We start from the raw sequence: 16,713 nt of genomic DNA on the forward strand, positions 1-16,713 counted from the left end.
TAAAGACCGTTTCCGGCGGCGTCCAGTTCGTCCGGGCTCAGAAGACTGCCGTCACCGGCGCGCCGCGCAGGAAGTCGGCCGCGCCGAGCGGCTTGCCGCCGGCCTTCTGCAGGGTAACGAGATCGACCGCGCCGTCACCGCAGGCCACCGAGAACACGCCGTCGCCGCATGTCACCTCGCCCGGCGCGCCATGGACACCGGACGCCATGCGGCTGCGCAGGATCTTGACCCGCTCGCGCTTGCCGCCGATCTCCATCTCGCACCAGGCGCCCGGAAAGGGCGACAGGCCGCGAATGTGGTTGTGCACCTGCGATGCCGGGCGGGACCAGTCGATCCGGCATTCGGCCTTGTCGATCTTCGAGGCATAGACCACACCCTCGTCGGGTTGCGGTGTCAGAGTCAGGCTTCCACGTTCGAGCGCCGCCATGGCGCGCACCATCAGGTCCGCGCCGAGCTGCGACAGGGCGTCGTGCAACTCGCCCGCCGTCATGTCCGCGCCGATCGGCATGCGATCCTCCAGCGCGATGTCGCCGGTATCGAGGCCGACATCCATCTTCATGACCATCATGCCCGTCTCGGTATCGCCGGCCATGATCGCGCGCTGGATCGGCGCGGCGCCGCGCCAGCGCGGCAGCAGCGAGGCATGGCCGTTGTAGCAGCCGAGCCGTGGAGCCTCGAGGATCGGTTCCGGCAGCAGCAGGCCATAGGCGACCACCACGGCGGCATCGGCATCGAGCGCGCGAAAGGTCTCTTGCTCCTCCGGCGATTTCAGGCTTTTCGGCGTATGCACGGGGATCGCCAGCGCTTCGGCCTGGCGATGGACGGGCGACTTCGTCAATTCGAGCCCGCGCCGGCCGGCGGGACGCGGCGGCTGCGTGTAGCAGGCGACGACTTCGTGACCATGCGCGGCGAGCGCCGTCAGCGTCGGGACGGAAAATTCCGGTGTCCCCATGAATATCAGCCGCACGGTCACTTCTCCCCTGGATTCGCTGCGTCGTGTAAAATTCCAGCTTTCGCACAAAGGCGATCTTAAGCGGAATTGCAAATACGGAATTAACCCGAATGCTTCACAAGACACAGTCACAAAACGGCGCGCCCCGGTTCTGGAAATCGCGCCGTGAAGCGGATCGAACTGAACAGGAAATCGGCCCTCAAAGTGCAAGCGGATCACATCAAAAACGCCCGATCGACGCGCCAGGGGCAAGGGAAACGCCAGGGCAAGCGCCCGCCGCTCGGCGAACGCATCATCGTCTGGCTATCCTATTACACGATGGTTTTCGCCGCGATCGTCATGCACACGCCCGACGCCGCCGCGGCAGCCCTGCGCCATATCGGCGATCTCGCCGCGCAGATCATGTAAGGCAGCCTAAAGCCGCGTCGAACCGCGCTGTTTCGCCAGTTTGGTGAACTTCTTGACCACCATGTCGCGCTTGAGCTTGGAGATGTGGTCGATGAACAAAACACCGTTCAGGTGATCGATCTCGTGCTGCACGCAGGTTGCGAGCATGCCATCGGCGGAAAGGGTCTGTTCCTTGCCATCGCGGTCCAGATATTTGACGGTCACGGCAGCCGGCCGCTCGACCTCGGCATAATAGTCCGGGATCGACAGGCAGCCTTCCTCATAGGTCGATACGTCGTCACCGGTCGCGACGATCTGCGGATTGACGAGCACGAAGGGCTGCTTCTCCCCGTCTTCCTTGGCGACGTCCATGACCAGCATGCGAAGCGGTTCACCGACCTGGACGGCCGCGAGCCCGATGCCCGGCGCGTCATACATCGTTTCGAGCATGTCGTCGGCGAGACGGCGGAGGTCGTCATCCACGCGCTCGACGGTTTTCGACGGCTGGCGCAGGATCGGATCGGGAAGGAGAACGAGCGGTTTGATCGACATAGTGGCGGACAGGTAAGCAATGGCGATGAAACCGTCAATCTCCTCTGGCCGCTTCACCGTTCTGACACGGGCGCGCGAATCGCATAAATTCGCTTCATGAACACATCCTTTGATTTCTCGCAGCCCTTCCTGACGCTTGGCGGCCGTGTTTTCAGCTTCGGCGAAGCGCTGGCGGCGGCCGCCGCGGCGATCGTGCTGTTGCTGGTCGTGGCGCTCGTGCTGAGCTACCGCAACGCCCGGCGCCGCGCCGACATGGAAGAGGAGAACCGCCGCCGCGCGGCGGAGGCCGATGCGCGCATGGCAGAAATCCTGAAGGCCCAGTCGGAAATGCACGGGCGCATGGCGTCGATGTCGGAAATCTTCGGATCGCGACAATCGGAACTGAATCAGGCCATCCACCAGCGCTTCGACTCCATGACGAGCCGCATCGGCCAATCGATGACCGAACAGCAGAAGTCGACGCATGAGAACCTCTCCAAACTGCAGGAACGCCTCGCCGTGATCGACACGGCGCAGTCGAACATCCAGAAGCTGGCGACCGATGTCGTGCAGTTGCAGTCGATCCTGTCGAACAAGCAGACGCGCGGCGCGTTCGGACAGGGCCGGATGGAAACGATTATCGCCGACGGCCTGCCGATGGACGCCTATTCCTTCCAGGCGACCCTTTCGAACGGCAACCGGCCCGACTGCATCGTCCGCATGCCCAACGACGCGCCGGATCTCGTCATCGATGCGAAATTTCCGCTGGAAGCCTGGAACGCGATCCGCGACGCAAAGGACGCGGGACAGGCTGCGGAGGCGGCCAAGCAGTTTCGCCGCGACATGGAGGTCCACATCAAGGCGATCTCGGAGAAGTATCTGATCGCCGGCGAAACGCAGGATACGGCCTTCATGTTCGTGCCGTCCGAATCGATCTTCGCCGATATCCACGAGCACCACGAAGGGATCATCCAGCGCGCGCACCGCGCCCGCATCGTCATCGTGTCGCCGTCACTGCTGATGCTGTCGATCCAGGTCATCCAGGCGCTGCTCAAGGATGCGCGGATGCGCGAGCAGGCGCATCTGATCCAGACCGAGGTGTTGCGGCTGATGGAGGACGTGACCCGGCTCGACGATCGGGTGCGCAAGCTGCAGACCCATTTCGGGCAGGCATCGAAGGACATCGACGACATCCTCGTCTCGTCGAGCAAGGTGACCAAACGCGGCCAGAAGATCGAGGCGCTGGAGTTCGAAAACGAGCGCCCCGCACCCGCGAAGACCGAGCCGGACGAGGAAACCGGGGCAAAATCCGCCGACAGCCGGACCGGCCAGCTGAGGCTCAGGGTCGTCGATCCGGAAGAGGACTGATCTCGAAGGGATCGTCGAGGATAGCCGCATCCATCGCACTCAGCACCGCGCGGCGGATGCGGGCCAGCGCCTCGTCATCGGCATCGCCCGAGGTGATCAGCGGCAGGCCCGGACGCGACGCCGTCCAGCCGGCGACGACGAGATCTCTTGCCGCCGGTTCGTGGTTCAGCGCGATCGCCCAGCTCACGCAATCGATCGCCGCGAAATCCGCCTCCCCCGACGCGACGGCGCGGATCGACGCCCTGTGCGACCCGGTCCACAGCACGTCGCCATCGCCGGGTTCGCCGAGGTGGGACGCAGCCATGTCGCCCGCCAGCGCGACAAAGCCGGATAGCGATTCCGGCATGTTCGCGGCAAAGCGCCCCGCGACGGCCTCCGGCGCAATCAGCGCATCGGGCGTTGCGGGTGGCGATACCCCGTTTCCGGTTTCGCGCCGCACGACCGCGCTGCGATACCGCCCCCGCGTGCAACCCGGCGCGTGATGCACGGGCGTCGCGACATAGCGGACCTTGCCTTCAAGCATGGTCACCAGCGGATAGGTGCAGGTCTCGCCGATGAGCAGGTCGGGCGATAGCCACAGCGCCATCGGATCATCGGCACGAGACAGATCGCCGGGAGCCTGGAAACCTTCCGCGCGCAACGCATCGCGCAGCGCCAACCAGCGCGCGTCGGTTTCGGCCCGGCGCTCCGGCCAGTCATACATTGGGAGAGTGGCGACAAGGATCATGACTTACTGCCAGGCCCTCAAGCCTATCGGGCCCACCATCAGTCGCGATCGGCCTTGGCGGGCACGGCACTGTTGCAGCCGATCTGCGGGCCAGTGGGCGCGCCGACAGGATGGAAGCTACCGCCGGGTATCAAGACCGCTTGCGCGCCCGTGCGCAATGCCGGGTGAACGACAGGCTCCTTGGCGCGGAACGCGAAGGCGCGGAAAATAGCCCGGTAATCGGAAAAGACGTAGCCGCCATTGCGCGCATGCCACGCATCGCGCTGGGCGCGGTAGAGGCCCGGCAATTCGTACCAGGCCGCACGGGGGCGCTTGTGGTGGACGAGGTGGAGATTGTTGTTGAGGAAGAGAAGGCCCAGGATCCCGCCCCGCTCCACGATCACGGTACGTCCGTCCGGATCGGCTTCCCACTGGTGTTCGCAAAAGGTGCGGATCGCGATGATCGACAGACCCGGATAGGCGATTGCGAACAGGTAGACCAGCGGGTGGATACCCATCACGCCGATGACAAGAACGGCGAGAACCGCAAGGCCGGCAAGGTGGTTCAACCAGGCCCTGCGCACGCCGCGTTCACCGCGCAGCAGCCGCCCGGGTTCCGTTGCGGCGAAACTGGCGATCATCAGGCCCGGGCCGATGACGAGGCGCCCGGCAAGCGAATTGTTGAGCGACAACAGAAAACGGAGAGGCGCCGCCAGACGTCCCCAATCCCCCGCCGCGCGATACCAGCTTTCCGGGTCGTCATAGGGGTCGGTCAGGCGCTCGTCATTATGGTGGGCGAGATGCATCTGCCGGAAACGCCGATAGGGATAGAAGACACCGAGCGGCAGGGCGACCAGCAACTCGTTGATTGCGGCGCTGCGCGTCGGATGGCCGTGAAGCGCCTCGTGCTGCAAGGAAGAATGGAGCGCCGTGGCCACCGCCATCAAACCGATCGCGGCGAGCGGATAGACCGGCCAGATCACAAGGCCACTGACAAACCACAGGCCATAGCAGGCCAACAGCATGGCCATGGTCGGCCATTCCAAGCATTTCAATAATCTCATGTTTTTCCCCTATCGAGATCAACATGCCTCCTGACAAATGCAGGCGAAACGAGTCATTGGTGAAATTCTATTGATTTTGCTTCACATCTTTTGCATCTGTTTCCTGAAATCAACATTTTGACAGCAAACACAACATGACGCCTCCCACCGACAAGCGCGACGCGTCGCGCCTCTTTCGCGACCGGCTCAAGCAATTGCTCGCGCGCTCCGGCCTCAACCGTTCCGCCTTCGCGGCCGGCATCGGCGTCGACCGGTCGGCGCTGTCGCAGCTTCTGGCGGGCGAGGTCACGCGGCTTCCGCGCGCGGAGACACTGATGCGCATCGCCGCCGTCCATGGCGTCAGCCTCGACTGGCTGCTCGGCCTCAGCCAGGCGGAGGACGTGACGGCGGCGATCAAACGGTCGCTCGAACTGGAGGAAGCGCCGGACGACCGCGACGAACCGCTGCTGGAAGCCTGGCACGCCGAGGCGGCGGGCACGAAGATCCGCTACGTGCCGACGACCCTGCCCGACCTGCTTAGGACGGAGGCGGTGATTTCCTACGAAAGCAGCGAGAACAAGCGCACGCTGTCCTCGCGCCTCGACGAGGCCCAGGAGCGCATCGCCTATACGCGCCGGCCGGAGACCGACATGGAAATCTGCATGCCGGTGCAGCGGCTCCACGATTTGAAAGGCGGCACCGGACTATGGACCGATCTTCCCGCGAAGGCGCGGCGCGGCCAGCTGGAACACATGGCGGCGCTGGTCGAGGAGCTTTATCCGTCGCTGAGGCTCTATCTCTATGACGGTCAGAGCCACTTTTCCGCGCCCTACACGGTGTTCGGGCCGTATCGCGTGTCGGTCTATGTCGGCGACATGTATCTCGTGCTGAACGCCAAGGACGCCGTCGGCACGATGACGCGGCATTTCGACAATTTGATCCGCGCCGCGTCCGTGCAGGCGCATGAGGTGGCCGGCTGGCTGCGCGCGCTTGCGAGCGGGACCCAGGATCCTTCAGGTCTGGACTGAAATATCTGCATCGCAATGCGCGTTCGAGCCAAGGGCGAGAGGCAGCGCAGTGTTATTCTGTTGAAACCTGAAAGGCTCTAGCGGATCGCGGAGATCAGTGCGTTGGAGGGCCAGCAGGTCGGCGTCCGGCCGTTCTTTTCCTGCCAGTCGCCGATCGACCGGCGGGTCTTGAAACCCGGAAGGCCGTCGGCGCCACCGACATCGTAGCCCTTGCCTTCGAGAGCCCGCTGCATCTTCGCGATATCGGAACGGAGCATGGAATCGGTGCGGTCCCACCCGGCGGAGAAGCGGCTGTCGCCCCACTGGATACGGTCGCCGGCATGGCCGACGAACAGCGCGTAGAGATCGCTCTCGTTATATTCCTTGATCACGTAGAAATTCGGCGTCGCGATGAAGGCCGGGCCATGGCGGCCGGCCGGCATCAGCAGAAACCCCTCGGCGCGCGCCTCATGCTCCGGAAACGGCTTGCCGGAAACACGCCGGATGCCGAGTTTCGCCCAATCGGATATGCGCTTGCCGCGGTCAGGCCCTTCGAGCGCGCAGGAAACCGAGGCCGGCACGGTGACCTCGAAGCCCCAGTCGCGCCCCGGAACCCAGCCCGACGCTTTCAGATAGGCGGCGATGGACGCCAGAGTGTCCGGCACCGAGTTCCAGATGTCGGGATGGCCATTGCCGTCGAAATCGACGGCATATTGCAGATAGGACGAGGGCAGGAATTGTGGCTGGCCCATCGCGCCCGCCCATGAAGAGCGCATCGCGGAGGGCGAAGCGTGGCCCAGTTGCACGATCACCAGCGCATTGATCAGCTCGCGCCGGAACAGTTCCGGGCGGGTGGACATGAAGGCCTTGGTGCCCAGCACCTGGAAGGCGTCATGCGGAATATCGACGCGCCCGAAGCCGGATTCGCGTCCCCAGATCGCCAGGAGGATGCGCGCCGGCACGCCGTAAGTCTTCTCGATCGAGGCGAGCGTTGAGGCATATTTGCGCGCGAGACTGCGGCCTGTCGCGGTGATGTAGCCGATGTTGCGCTCGTTGAAATACTTCGCCGGCGCGGAGAACTCCGCCTGTCGCATCCGGCGCGGCGGCTCTTTCGCGCCCGGCGTGACGAGACCGGGAATGTCCGTGTTCAGGCGCTTGGCGCCCATCGCGCCGTCGAAGGTCTTGCGCGAAACGCCGGCCAGCTTCGCCTGCGGCCAGATTGTCCCTTCCAGGAAGGCTTCATATTGCGCCTGCAGCGATTGCGTGGCGGCGGGCGCGGCGAAAAGCAGCGCGAGGAGAAGGACGGCGAAACGGAACATGCGGTCCGTCAGCCGTCGTTGGCGGAATTGAGGTCTTCCGGCTTGACGCCCGCGACCGCGTCGGGGTCGCGCATGTGACCCTGCGCCTGCAGCCATTCGCGCACGATCTGCCGGATCGCCTCGTCACGGGATCGCGTCTCGGCCTGTGCCGCGACGAACGCGTCCAGCCCGTTCAGCACATCGCGCGGCAGCACCGTGCACACTTGTTCGGTTTCTGCGGAATGGTCGCTTGAAGACATTGATTTTCCCTCTGGCCTGACGAGAACTTATGCAATGCAATTGTGGCAGGCAATGCGATTTCCCCTGCGGAAGAGGGTTCGCGCCTCAGAAATTCGTGCGCGAGCGCAGCGCCGCCGACAATGTGCCCTCGTCGAGATAATCGAGTTCGCCGCCGACCGGTACGCCATGGGCGAGCCGGGTCACCTTGACCTCGAAACCGGAAAGCTGGTCGGTGATGTAGTGGGCGGTCGTCTGGCCCTCGACCGTGGCGTTGACCGCAAGAATCAATTCGCTCACGCCGCCCCCGGCAATACGATCGACCAGTTTCTTGATGTTGAGATCGTCCGGGCCGATCCCGTCGAGCGGCGACAGCGTGCCGCCGAGGACATGATATTTCGCGTTCATCGCGCCGGCGCGCTCCAGCGCCCAGAGGTCCGAGACATCCTCGACGACGATCAGCGTCGTGTCGTCGCGGCGCGGGTCGGTGCAGATCGAGCAGGGATCGACCGTGTCGACATTGCCGCAGACCGAGCATTCCGTGACCTTGTCGACCGCCTCGGCAAGCGCGGCGGCGAGCGGACCCATCAACTGGTCTTTCTTCTTGATCATGTGCAGCGCCGCACGGCGCGCCGAGCGGGGTCCAAGCCCCGGCACCTTGGCCAGAAGCTGGATCAGTTTCTCGATTTCCGGACCGGCGATTCGCTTGGTGGACATGTACCCGGATTTAGCCCAGCACCGCAGAATTTGATAGCGGGCATGAAAACGCATATGGCTGCATCCGACGTTTCTGCGGCGACGATTTACGATGACCCAATCTCCCCTGCTGCTGCGCACGGCGCGGCCGGACGATCTGGACCGGCTGTCAGCGCTGATCGCCCGGTCCTACGCCACGCTCTACGCCGGCTGGTATGACCCGGAGGTGCTGGCTGAGGCGCTCCCGCTCATAAGCGTCGCCAATCCGCGCTTGCTCGAAAGCGGCACCTATTTTGTCGTCGAGGAAAATGAGGACTTGATCGGTTGCGGCGGCTGGAGCACGGCCGCTCCGGGCAACCGCCCGAACATTCCCGGCACCGGTCACATCCGGCATGTCGCCGTTCATCCCGATTATTTGCGCAAGGGCGTCGCGAGCCTGATCTTGCGCCGAGTCTTCGAAACGGCGCGGTCAGCCGGGCTGCAACGTTTCGAATGCCTGTCGAGCCTTCAGGCGGAGGCCTTCTATTCCAAGCTCGGCTTCCGCAAGACCGGCCTTGTCGATATCCCGTTCGGCGACGTGACCTTTGCCAGCGTCGATATGGAACGCCCGCTCGACTAGGCGATGCTGCAAGAATCGGGTGGCGAACGAACCCGGCCGGAGGCAGGGTCCGCCCCGTCCCACCGGAGCCAGCCATGCCACCCGTTCGCACAACCATGTCCCCCGTCGAATGGGGAATGCTCATCGCCCTGTCCTTGCTGTGGGGCGGATCGTTCTTCTTCAATGGCGTCGCGGTAAAGGAACTGCCGCCGCTGACCATCGTTTTCGCGCGCGTCGCCCTGGCGGCGGCCACGCTCCATATCGTGCTCGCCGCGACCGGACGGCGGTTGCCAGGCGGCCGGGAGGTTTGGCTCGCCTTTGCCGGGATGGGCATTCTCAACAACGCGATCCCTTTCACGCTGATCGTCTGGGGCCAGGGCCAGATCGCGTCCGGCGTCGCCTCGATCCTCAACGCCACCACCCCGCTCTTCACCGTGCTGGTGGCGCATGGCTTCACCGCCGAGGAAAAACTGACGCCGCTGCGCGGCGCGGGCGTCATCGCCGGATTTGCCGGCGTGGCGGCGATGCTCGCCGGGCCCGACCTGTCGGTCGGCGGCGCGCCGGTCGCGGCCTATGTCGCCTGTCTCGGCGCGGCGCTTTCCTATGGTTGCGCCGGGGTGTTCGGCCGCCGGTTCCGCGTTCTCGGCGTTCCGCCGCTCAGCGTGGCGACCGGGCAATTGACCATGTCGAGCCTGACGATCCTGCCGCTGATGCTGCTCGCCGACAGGCCATGGACGCTGGCGCTGCCGGGCGCGGAGACACTGCTCGCGCTGATCGGTCTCGCGACCGTCTCCACCGCGCTGGCCTATATCCTGTTTTTCCGGATACTCGCCGGGGCCGGCGCGACGAACATCTCACTCGTCACTTTCCTGATCCCGCCCAGCGCGATCCTGCTCGGTATCCTGTTCCTCGGCGAAACGCTCGAACCGCGCCATGTCGCCGGCATGGCGCTGATCGGCCTCGGGCTGGCGCTGGTCGATGGCAGGTTGGTCCGGCGATGGAGACGCGCCGACGCCTGAACGGTCACGAAAAAGCCCCGGCCAAACGAAGGGCCGGGGCTTTCTCATCAATCATCGAACGAAAGGGTCACGCCCGCTTGAATCGCTCCCGCAGGAACGGCGGGACAACGCCGTGAATGGCCGTGCCCTCATCGCGGTGCTCGCCGCCTGTTGTCGCGGCAAACCAAGCCCCGGCGGCAGCCAGCGCGGCACCGGCCGCTGATGCGAAGTTGAAGACCACGCCGGCGGTTGCGGCGTTGCTCAACATTTCGGCGGTCGGTTCGGACGCCACAGCATTCGCATCGGCGGCCACACCAAGACCGGCGAGTGCCGTCATGACCGAGACGGCAAGCATCGCGAAGATGCCCGAGACGGCCCAGACAGCGAGACCGTGCGCACCGTCGCGGAATTCGACTTCGTCCTCGGTCGCGTCGAAAGCACGCATGCGCATACGGCCGGCGAGATAGCCGCCCGCCGACGCGCTCGCCAGGGCGACGAGAACGACCCAAAGTCCGGCCACCATCACGTTCCAGGAGGCGCCGCCGCCTTCCAGCGTCGCGCTCTCGGCCGCTGACAGACCGATACCCGCGCCGAATTGGGTCAGCAGCAGGCTTATCGCGAGAGCGACCGCCGCGCCCCCGAAGACCGAGCCCCATTCAAGATAGGACGATGGGGCGGGCGTTGCCGGCGGCGCGCCGACAACCGCGGCCTCAACGTCGGCCTTGGCCGGACGCGCGGCACGTGACTTCGCCGATGCTGTTGTTTTGCTTGTCGTTTTACTGGCAGGTTTCTCGGCCATGGAATTCACCGCAGGCCAAGAAGCGACAGGATGAACATGACGACCACGACGAGGCCGACGAGATAGATAATACCATTCATTTGATTTCTCCCGATCCTTCTGGATGCGTATCCAACGGGAGAGCACAGCATAAGGTTCCGCTTATGCTGCAAGACGGCCGCCAAGGAGGTGCCGCAGCTGGCCGGTGAAGCCGGCCTAGAACGGCAGCTTCATCCCCGGCGGGATCGGCAGGCCGGCGGTCATTTCCTGGGTCTTTTCGGCGACCAACGCCTCGATCTTCGCCTTGGCGTCGTTATGGGCGGCAAGGATCAGATCCTCCAGGATTTCGACATCGTCCTCCTTGAACATGGACGGGTCGATCTTCAGCGCCTGCATGGCGCCCTTGCCGGTCAGGGTGACGGTGACCATGCCGCCGCCGGCCGTGCCGTCGCAGGTCATGGTCTCCATTTCGGCCTGCATGGCCTGCATCTTTTCCTGCATTTCCTTGGCCTTGCTCATCAGGCCCATAATGTCGCGCATGCGTGTAGCTCCTACAAATCGTCGGCCTCGTCAGGATCCAGCGGGATCTCCTGATCGTCGGGCGCCTGTTCCAGCATATCGTCTTCGGTCGGGGTCTCGGCAAGGCGCACATCGATGATTTTCGCGCCGGGAAAGGCCGCGAGGATGGCGGCGACCTCCGGATCGCGGCTGGCATCGGCAACGGCGGACTCGCGACGTTCGGTCTCGATTTCGTCCAGGGTCTCGCCGCCCGGCTCGCGCGAAAGCGACACGATCCAGCGAACGCCGGTCCAGTCCTGCAGCCGTTTAGAGAGGTCGCCCAGAAGGGTGCGCGGCGCATCCTCCGTCAGGCTGACGGACAATTTCCCGGGTTCGATGGAAACCGGGCGCATGCATTTGCGGATATTGACCTTCATCAGCGGGTCGCGATGCCGGTCGGCAAGGTCCGCGAGGTCCTGCATGGAATAGACGGGAACCGACGGTTTCGCCGGCTCCGGCTCGGGCGGCGGCGCTTCCTGGCGAACGGGTTCCGGCTCGGACGACACCAGCCGCATCGCCTGCGCTCCGCCGCTGCCCGCGCGCGCGGTCGGGGCAGGCGAAGGGTTTTCGGCGGATGCCGGCGCCGCGGCCTGCGCAACCGCGCTCGCGCCATTTCCATTGCCGGAGGGCGCGGCGGAACCGGAGGAAAGCGCCGGGCGTGTCGGCTCGCCGGAAGGCGCGTCGTCCAGCGCCTTGAGCGCTTCGTCCAGTGTCGGCAACGTCGCGGCATGGGCGAGACGGATCAGCACCATCTCGGCGGCAGCGACCGGGCGCGAGGAGAGTTCGGCCTCGGGGATGCCCTTCAGCAGCATCTGCCAGGCGCGCGACAGCACCTTGACCGGCAACTGTTTCGCGAAAGCGATACCGCGGGTCTTCTCATCGGGCGTCAGGGACGGATCGTTGCCGACCGCCTCGGGCACGAAACGCAACCGCGTCACGAGATGGGTGAAATCGGCAAGATCGGTGAGCACGACCGCCGGGTCGGCGCCGACATCGTACTGGGCGCGAAATTCGTCAAGCGCGGCGGCGATGCGGCCGGCCATCAGGTGTTCGAAGAGATCGATCACGCGGGCGCGGTCGGCAAGGCCCAGCATGGAGCGCACCGCCTCGGCGTCGACCCTGCCGGAGCCGTGGGCGATGGCCTGGTCGAGGATCGAAAGCGAATCGCGCACCGAACCTTCGGCGGCGCGCGCGATCATGGCTAGCGCCTGCTCGTCGGCCTTCACCGATTCGAGATCGGAAATCTTGCGCAGATGCGCCGCCAGTTCGGCGGTGTCGATGCGGCGCAGATCGAAGCGCTGGCAGCGCGACAGGACCGTGATCGGCACCTTGCGAATCTCGGTCGTCGCGAAGATGAATTTTACATGCTCCGGCGGCTCCTCGAGCGTCTTCAGCAGGCCGTTGAAGGCCTGCGTGGAAAGCATGTGGACTTCATCGATGATGTAGACCTTGTAGCGCGCCGAGACGGGGCGGTAGCGCACTTGCTCGATGATCTCGCGGATATCGTCGATACCGGTGTGGGAAGCGGCGTCCATCTCGATGACATCGACATGACGGCCTTCCATGATCGCGGCGCAATGCTCGCCCATTTCAGGCAGATCGATGCGCGGCTCGTGGACGCTATCGGTCTCGTAATTGAGCGCGCGGGCGAGAATGCGTGCCGTCGTTGTCTTGCCGACACCCCTGACTCCCGTAAGCATCCAGGCCTGCGCGATACGATTGGCGGCAAACGCGTTCTTGAGCGTGCGCACCATCGGCTCCTGGCCGATCAGGTCGGAGAAATCGCGCGGGCGATATTTGCGCGCGAGAACGCGATAGGGGGCCTGCGATGCGGGGGTGTCGCTCATACGTCCTGTCTAAAGCGATTCATGCCGGAGCGAAAGCGCGGCGCGCCCGAATCCGGCTTTGGCAGACAGATGAAGGGTGGGAGGCTGGCACGGTGACCCGTGCCATGGCTCGTTAGGGCTGCTTCCTTCCGGACCTGACCCGGTTGGCGAGTGGCTCGTCCACCACCAACCTCCCACCCGCGATATCGTATTTCGGCGCACCAAAAGCAAGTCGCGCGCACGGAAAAAACTGCTATTGTGGGCACATGGTAGAATTTTCGCTCGATCCAAAGCTCGAGAAGGACACGTATTTCGTCGCCAATATCGGCCTTTGCCGGTTGTTGTTGATGGATGACAGCCGGTTTCCCTGGCTGATCCTGGTGCCGCAGCGCGGCGGCATCAGCGAGGTCCACAACTTGTCACCCCTCGACCAGACGATGCTCACCTTCGAGACGGTAAGCGTATCCGAACGGCTGAAAGCCGCGACGGGTTGCGACAAGATCAATGCCGCCGCGCTCGGCAATCAGGTTCCGCAACTGCACATGCACGTGATCGCCCGTTTCAAGGACGATGCAGCCTGGCCCAATCCCGTTTGGGGTTCCGGTGAGGCTGAGCCGTATGACCAACAGGCGGCGCACGATTTCATCAAGAACTTCATGGCCGATTTCTGACCGAGGATGCTTTGCCCCCGAGGCTGCGTTGCGGCATAACGCCATGACGCGCCGGGCCTTGCGAACCGGTACGCCCAAGCGAGGATAATGATGACGATTCGACTGGCCGATGCGCCCCATCCCGATGCGTCGAGCGAAACAGGTTTTGCCGGCAACCGGCTGGAACGCCGCTCGGAGAAGCGCAATGCCGACAGCGCGCGTGACGCGCTCAGGGATGGCCGCGCGCATCTCTACCTGCTTGCGGAGGGGCGCGTGCTTCTCAAGCACGACGAGGAGATTTTCGATCCACTCTTCGCGCCGAGCGAGGTCATCGATCTGGAGGTGGATTTCGAGGAAGCGATCCTGCTCGGTTTCGAGGAAGACGAAACGCCGGTCCTCGCCGCCCATTCCGGCGTCGAGACGGATGATCTGCCGAATTACCTCAAGGCGATCGACCTGCGCTCGGTCTACACGCAAGGCCTCGTGCCGCCGCACCGGCTTGGCGTCATCGCCCAGGCCGCCGCGCTGGTTTCGTGGAACCGAACGCATCGCTTCTGCTCTCGCTGTGGACATGCAAGCGAGATCACCGATGGCGGCTACAAGCGCATCTGCCCGAACTGCGAGGCGATGCATTTTCCCCGCACCGACCCGGTGGTGATCATGCTCGCCGTCGCGCCCGATAACGAGAAATGCCTGCTCGGGCGCAGTCCGCATTTCGGCGAAGGCATGTATTCCTGCCTCGCCGGCTTCGTGGAGCCGGGCGAAACGATCGAAAACGCGGTGCGCCGCGAGACGGAGGAAGAAAGCGGCATCCGTGTGGGCAAGGTCGCCTATTACGCAAGCCAGCCCTGGCCCTTCCCGCACACGCTGATGATCGGGTGCCACGCCGTCGCCGAAACGGAAGAGATCAGGATCGACGACGAACTGGAAGACTGCCGCTGGTTCAGCCGCGCGGATGTGCGCAGCATGCTGGAAAACACCCACAAGCAGGGCCTGAGGGTCCCGCCCCCCGGCGCGATCGCCACGCATCTGATCCGCGCCTGGACCGAACAGGAGGAATGAACATGCTGAAACAGGATTGGGACAAGGACGTGCTCGGCTTCTGGTTTTCGGAGCTGACGCCGGAGCAGTGGTACAAGAAGGACGACGATGTCGACGCGACAATCGTCGAGCGGTTCGGCGCGCTGCACGAAACCATTGCCGGCACCGACAACGCGGTGCTGGCCGCATCGCGCGACAGCGCGCTTGCGGCGATCATCGTGCTCGACCAGTTCGCACGCAACATGTTCCGCGGATCGCCGAAAAGCTTTGCGGGCGACGCCAAGGCGCGCGCGCTCTCCAATGCCGCGCTGGAGGCCGGCTTCGACACGGATATGAACGACAACGAGAAGCAGTTCCTCTACATGCCGTTCATGCATTCGGAGACGCTGGCCGACCAGAACAAGTCGGTCGCGCTGTTCGAGGCACTCGGCAAGGAAAACAACTTGAAATATGCGCGGCTGCACCGCGATCCGATCCTCGCCTTCGGCCAGTTCCCGCACCGAAACGCGGTTCTCGGCCGGCCGACCTCCCCCGCCGAGAAGGCGTGGATCGAGGAGCATGGCGGCTTCTGATCGGGCGGCGCATCCGGGGCTTGGGCGATCATGGCATCATCCGGCGAAGGCCGATACTCCGACATCGCGATGCGGATTGCGCGCATGCCGGAAAGCGGAGCCGATCCGGACAACATCGCCCGGCTGATCGACGAGAACCGCGATCCGGAGCTCTTCTGGTGGATTTGTGACCGGGGCACGATGACACCCCGCATCCCGGCGCTGCAGGCCATGATGGAGATGCTGTTCCATCCCGACATCGACCTGCATCCGCATGCCGTGGGCGAAACGCTCGATCAAATCGCCTATCACGCCCCTGTTTCGGTCGTCGAAGCCTATCTGTCGCGCATGGAAAGGCTGATCGCCGATGCACCCGACCGCGCGGCCGATTGCTGGACCGACCTGGCGCAGACCCTCACCGAACGCATGACGGCGGCCGGGCGGGACGATCTCGCCGCGCGTATCGCGCCGATCGACCAGGCGGTGGAAAACAACCTCGCAGAGCAGGATGAGCGAGCCATGAGGGCCGCGCTCGAACGGTTCGATGTCGTGGCGGCCGGCGACTGGCAATCCGGCGATATCGACGCGGCTGTCGCGACTTTCGACGATTGCGATGCATGGCGGGAGCTGTTTCCCGACATGCTCGCAGCCCTCGAAACACGGCGGCATGACACCTTCTGGTCGACCCTGCTGATGCGATCCATTTGGAAAAGGCCCCATCAGTTCCATCGTCTCGCGGATGAAGCGATCGGAGGCCTGATCGTCGACGCCCTCGAAAAGAACGACGAGAGGCCGGTCACGGCAGCAGCGAAAGCAGGACTTGTGGCGATCGCCGATCGCGACCTGCCCCTCTCCTGTGCCGCGCTGGAAGAGGCGGCGCGTAGCGCCGGGGCGCGCTTCGGCGTGGATTTCGAAAGCCACGGCATTCCCTGGAATGCGCCCGAGATACGGTTCGCGCTTTACGGTCTCGTGGACCGTGCGCCCTATTACGCCGTTTCGCGCGAGGACCGGTTCGCCGTTGCTGCCGGCTTCTGGTCGAGCGGTCCATTCGGTGCGCCAGACGCGCCTGTTTCGGACCGGCCGACCCTGGCGGATGCGGACCGGTTGATCGCGCTGCTCGGTTCCCGCGATGCCGAACCGGTCGTGCCGACCGGCGCCGCAACATGGTGGAACGACCTGGTCTGGCGGCACAATTTCCTCCTGCGCCTGAGCGACGCGCTCGACAGGAGGGAGATCGCTCCGACAGAGGCGGCCGGCCGCTGTATCCTGCACGCGATGTGGGCGAACAGCGATGCCGGCGTCACAACGTCCGCGAATGCGGCCGCCGCATTCCTGCGCCACGGTGGCGATCCGGCATGGCGAAACCGGCTGTTCTGGGCCGCACTCGAAGCATCCGAGCGGCATGCGGCGCCGTCGGACAGACTGGACGATGCACTGAACGACGTCATGCGACTGGGCCAAGACCCGACGGAATAGCCTCGACAACAC

General features: G+C 64.5%; 19 protein-coding genes and 1 other RNA gene. 9 read left to right on the forward strand and 11 right to left on the reverse strand.

All coding sequences use genetic code 11. The features are described from left to right. Positions 1–37: 37 nt before the first annotated feature. Positions 38–967 (reverse strand): methionyl-tRNA formyltransferase, encoded by a 930-nt coding sequence (gene fmt, locus LC343_RS08410; protein WP_223476651.1) that lies wholly within the window; start codon positions 965–967, stop codon positions 38–40. 150 nt (positions 968–1,117) lie between these two features. Between fmt and LC343_RS08415 the strand changes: the two genes are divergently transcribed. Beyond that, complete coding sequence (locus LC343_RS08415; RefSeq protein WP_223476652.1) at positions 1,118–1,360, forward strand: hypothetical protein; 243 nt, start codon at positions 1,118–1,120, stop codon at positions 1,358–1,360. A gap of 6 nt (positions 1,361–1,366) precedes the next feature. Here the strand turns inward: LC343_RS08415 and def are convergent, their stop codons facing one another. Beyond that, positions 1,367–1,891 (reverse strand): peptide deformylase, encoded by a 525-nt coding sequence (gene def / locus LC343_RS08420; protein ID WP_223476747.1) that lies wholly within the window; start codon positions 1,889–1,891, stop codon positions 1,367–1,369. A 96-nt stretch (positions 1,892–1,987) separates the two neighbouring features. Here def and LC343_RS08425 point away from each other — a divergent pair, with 96 nt between their 5' ends. Next, entirely contained in the window at positions 1,988–3,238 is a 1,251-nt protein-coding gene (locus LC343_RS08425; RefSeq protein WP_223476653.1) for a DNA recombination protein RmuC, read from the forward strand. On the opposite strand, the gene LC343_RS08430 is transcribed toward LC343_RS08425, so the two are convergent. Both LC343_RS08430 and LC343_RS08435 read right to left on the reverse strand, forming a co-directional pair. Beyond that, a complete protein-coding gene (locus LC343_RS08430) occupies positions 3,210–3,965 on the reverse strand; it encodes a phosphate/phosphite/phosphonate ABC transporter substrate-binding protein (RefSeq protein ID WP_223476654.1) in 756 nt (251 codons plus the stop codon). The two genes, LC343_RS08425 and LC343_RS08430, sit on opposite strands and share 29 nt — an antisense overlap. Positions 3,966–4,003: 38 nt before the next feature. Then, a complete protein-coding gene (locus LC343_RS08435) occupies positions 4,004–4,975 on the reverse strand; it encodes a fatty acid desaturase (RefSeq protein ID WP_223476655.1) in 972 nt (323 codons plus the stop codon). 167 nt (positions 4,976–5,142) lie between these two features. Between LC343_RS08435 and LC343_RS08440 the strand changes: the two genes are divergently transcribed. Further along, a complete protein-coding gene (locus tag LC343_RS08440) occupies positions 5,143–6,015 on the forward strand; it encodes a helix-turn-helix domain-containing protein (protein ID WP_223476656.1) in 873 nt (290 codons plus the stop codon). A 77-nt stretch (positions 6,016–6,092) separates the two neighbouring features. Here the strand turns inward: LC343_RS08440 and LC343_RS08445 are convergent, their stop codons facing one another. The 3 genes from LC343_RS08445 to recR all read right to left on the reverse strand — a co-directional run bounded on the left by LC343_RS08445 (position 6,093) and on the right by recR (position 8,246). After that, positions 6,093–7,313: a lytic murein transglycosylase gene (locus LC343_RS08445; protein ID WP_223476657.1), complete on the reverse strand. Its 1,221-nt coding sequence runs from the start codon at positions 7,311–7,313 to the stop codon at positions 6,093–6,095. 8 nt (positions 7,314–7,321) lie between these two features. Then, positions 7,322–7,552 carry a CopG family ribbon-helix-helix protein gene (locus LC343_RS08450; RefSeq protein WP_223476658.1) on the reverse strand — a complete coding sequence of 77 codons (231 nt, stop codon included), beginning with the start codon at positions 7,550–7,552 and terminating at the stop codon, positions 7,322–7,324. Positions 7,553–7,637: 85 nt separating this feature from the next. Beyond that, the gene (gene recR, locus LC343_RS08455) at positions 7,638–8,246 is read right to left on the reverse strand and encodes a recombination mediator RecR (RefSeq protein WP_223476659.1); all 609 of its coding nucleotides are present in this window, start codon (positions 8,244–8,246) and stop codon (positions 7,638–7,640) included. Positions 8,247–8,337: 91 nt separating this feature from the next. Here recR and LC343_RS08460 point away from each other — a divergent pair, with 91 nt between their 5' ends. After that, a complete protein-coding gene (locus tag LC343_RS08460) occupies positions 8,338–8,844 on the forward strand; it encodes a GNAT family N-acetyltransferase (protein WP_223476660.1) in 507 nt (168 codons plus the stop codon). Positions 8,845–8,918: 74 nt separating this feature from the next. Continuing rightward, positions 8,919–9,842 carry a DMT family transporter gene (locus LC343_RS08465; RefSeq protein ID WP_223476661.1) on the forward strand — a complete coding sequence of 308 codons (924 nt, stop codon included), beginning with the start codon at positions 8,919–8,921 and terminating at the stop codon, positions 9,840–9,842. Positions 9,843–9,909: 67 nt separating this feature from the next. On the opposite strand, the gene LC343_RS08470 is transcribed toward LC343_RS08465, so the two are convergent. The 4 genes from LC343_RS08470 to ffs all read right to left on the reverse strand — a co-directional run bounded on the left by LC343_RS08470 (position 9,910) and on the right by ffs (position 13,178). Beyond that, entirely contained in the window at positions 9,910–10,620 is a 711-nt protein-coding gene (locus LC343_RS08470; RefSeq protein ID WP_223476662.1) for a hypothetical protein, read from the reverse strand. A gap of 195 nt (positions 10,621–10,815) precedes the next feature. Then, positions 10,816–11,139 (reverse strand): YbaB/EbfC family nucleoid-associated protein, encoded by a 324-nt coding sequence (locus tag LC343_RS08475; RefSeq protein ID WP_223476663.1) that lies wholly within the window; start codon positions 11,137–11,139, stop codon positions 10,816–10,818. An 11-nt stretch (positions 11,140–11,150) separates the two neighbouring features. Continuing rightward, entirely contained in the window at positions 11,151–13,004 is a 1,854-nt protein-coding gene (locus tag LC343_RS08480) for a DNA polymerase III subunit gamma/tau (protein WP_223476664.1), read from the reverse strand. Positions 13,005–13,080: 76 nt separating this feature from the next. Continuing rightward, positions 13,081–13,178: signal recognition particle sRNA small type (ffs, locus tag LC343_RS08485), an RNA gene on the reverse strand. A 71-nt stretch (positions 13,179–13,249) separates the two neighbouring features. On the opposite strand from ffs, the gene LC343_RS08490 reads away from it, so the two are divergent. The 4 genes from LC343_RS08490 to LC343_RS08505 all read left to right on the forward strand — a co-directional run bounded on the left by LC343_RS08490 (position 13,250) and on the right by LC343_RS08505 (position 16,701). Further along, on the forward strand, positions 13,250–13,654 hold the full coding sequence (locus LC343_RS08490) for an HIT domain-containing protein (RefSeq protein WP_223476665.1): 405 nt from the start codon (positions 13,250–13,252) through the stop codon (positions 13,652–13,654). 90 nt (positions 13,655–13,744) lie between these two features. Further along, complete coding sequence (gene nudC / locus LC343_RS08495; protein WP_238484234.1) at positions 13,745–14,695, forward strand: NAD(+) diphosphatase; 951 nt, start codon at positions 13,745–13,747, stop codon at positions 14,693–14,695. 2 nt (positions 14,696–14,697) lie between these two features. Beyond that, positions 14,698–15,246, forward strand: a complete 549-nt coding sequence (locus LC343_RS08500) for a DUF924 family protein (protein WP_223476666.1) — start codon at positions 14,698–14,700, stop codon at positions 15,244–15,246. Positions 15,247–15,276: 30 nt separating this feature from the next. After that, entirely contained in the window at positions 15,277–16,701 is a 1,425-nt protein-coding gene (locus tag LC343_RS08505) for a hypothetical protein (protein WP_223476667.1), read from the forward strand. Positions 16,702–16,713: the final 12 nt, after the last annotated feature.

The sequence above is a fragment of the Oricola indica genome, from assembly GCF_019966595.1.
Lineage (GTDB): Bacteria > Pseudomonadota > Alphaproteobacteria > Rhizobiales > Rhizobiaceae > Oricola > Oricola indica.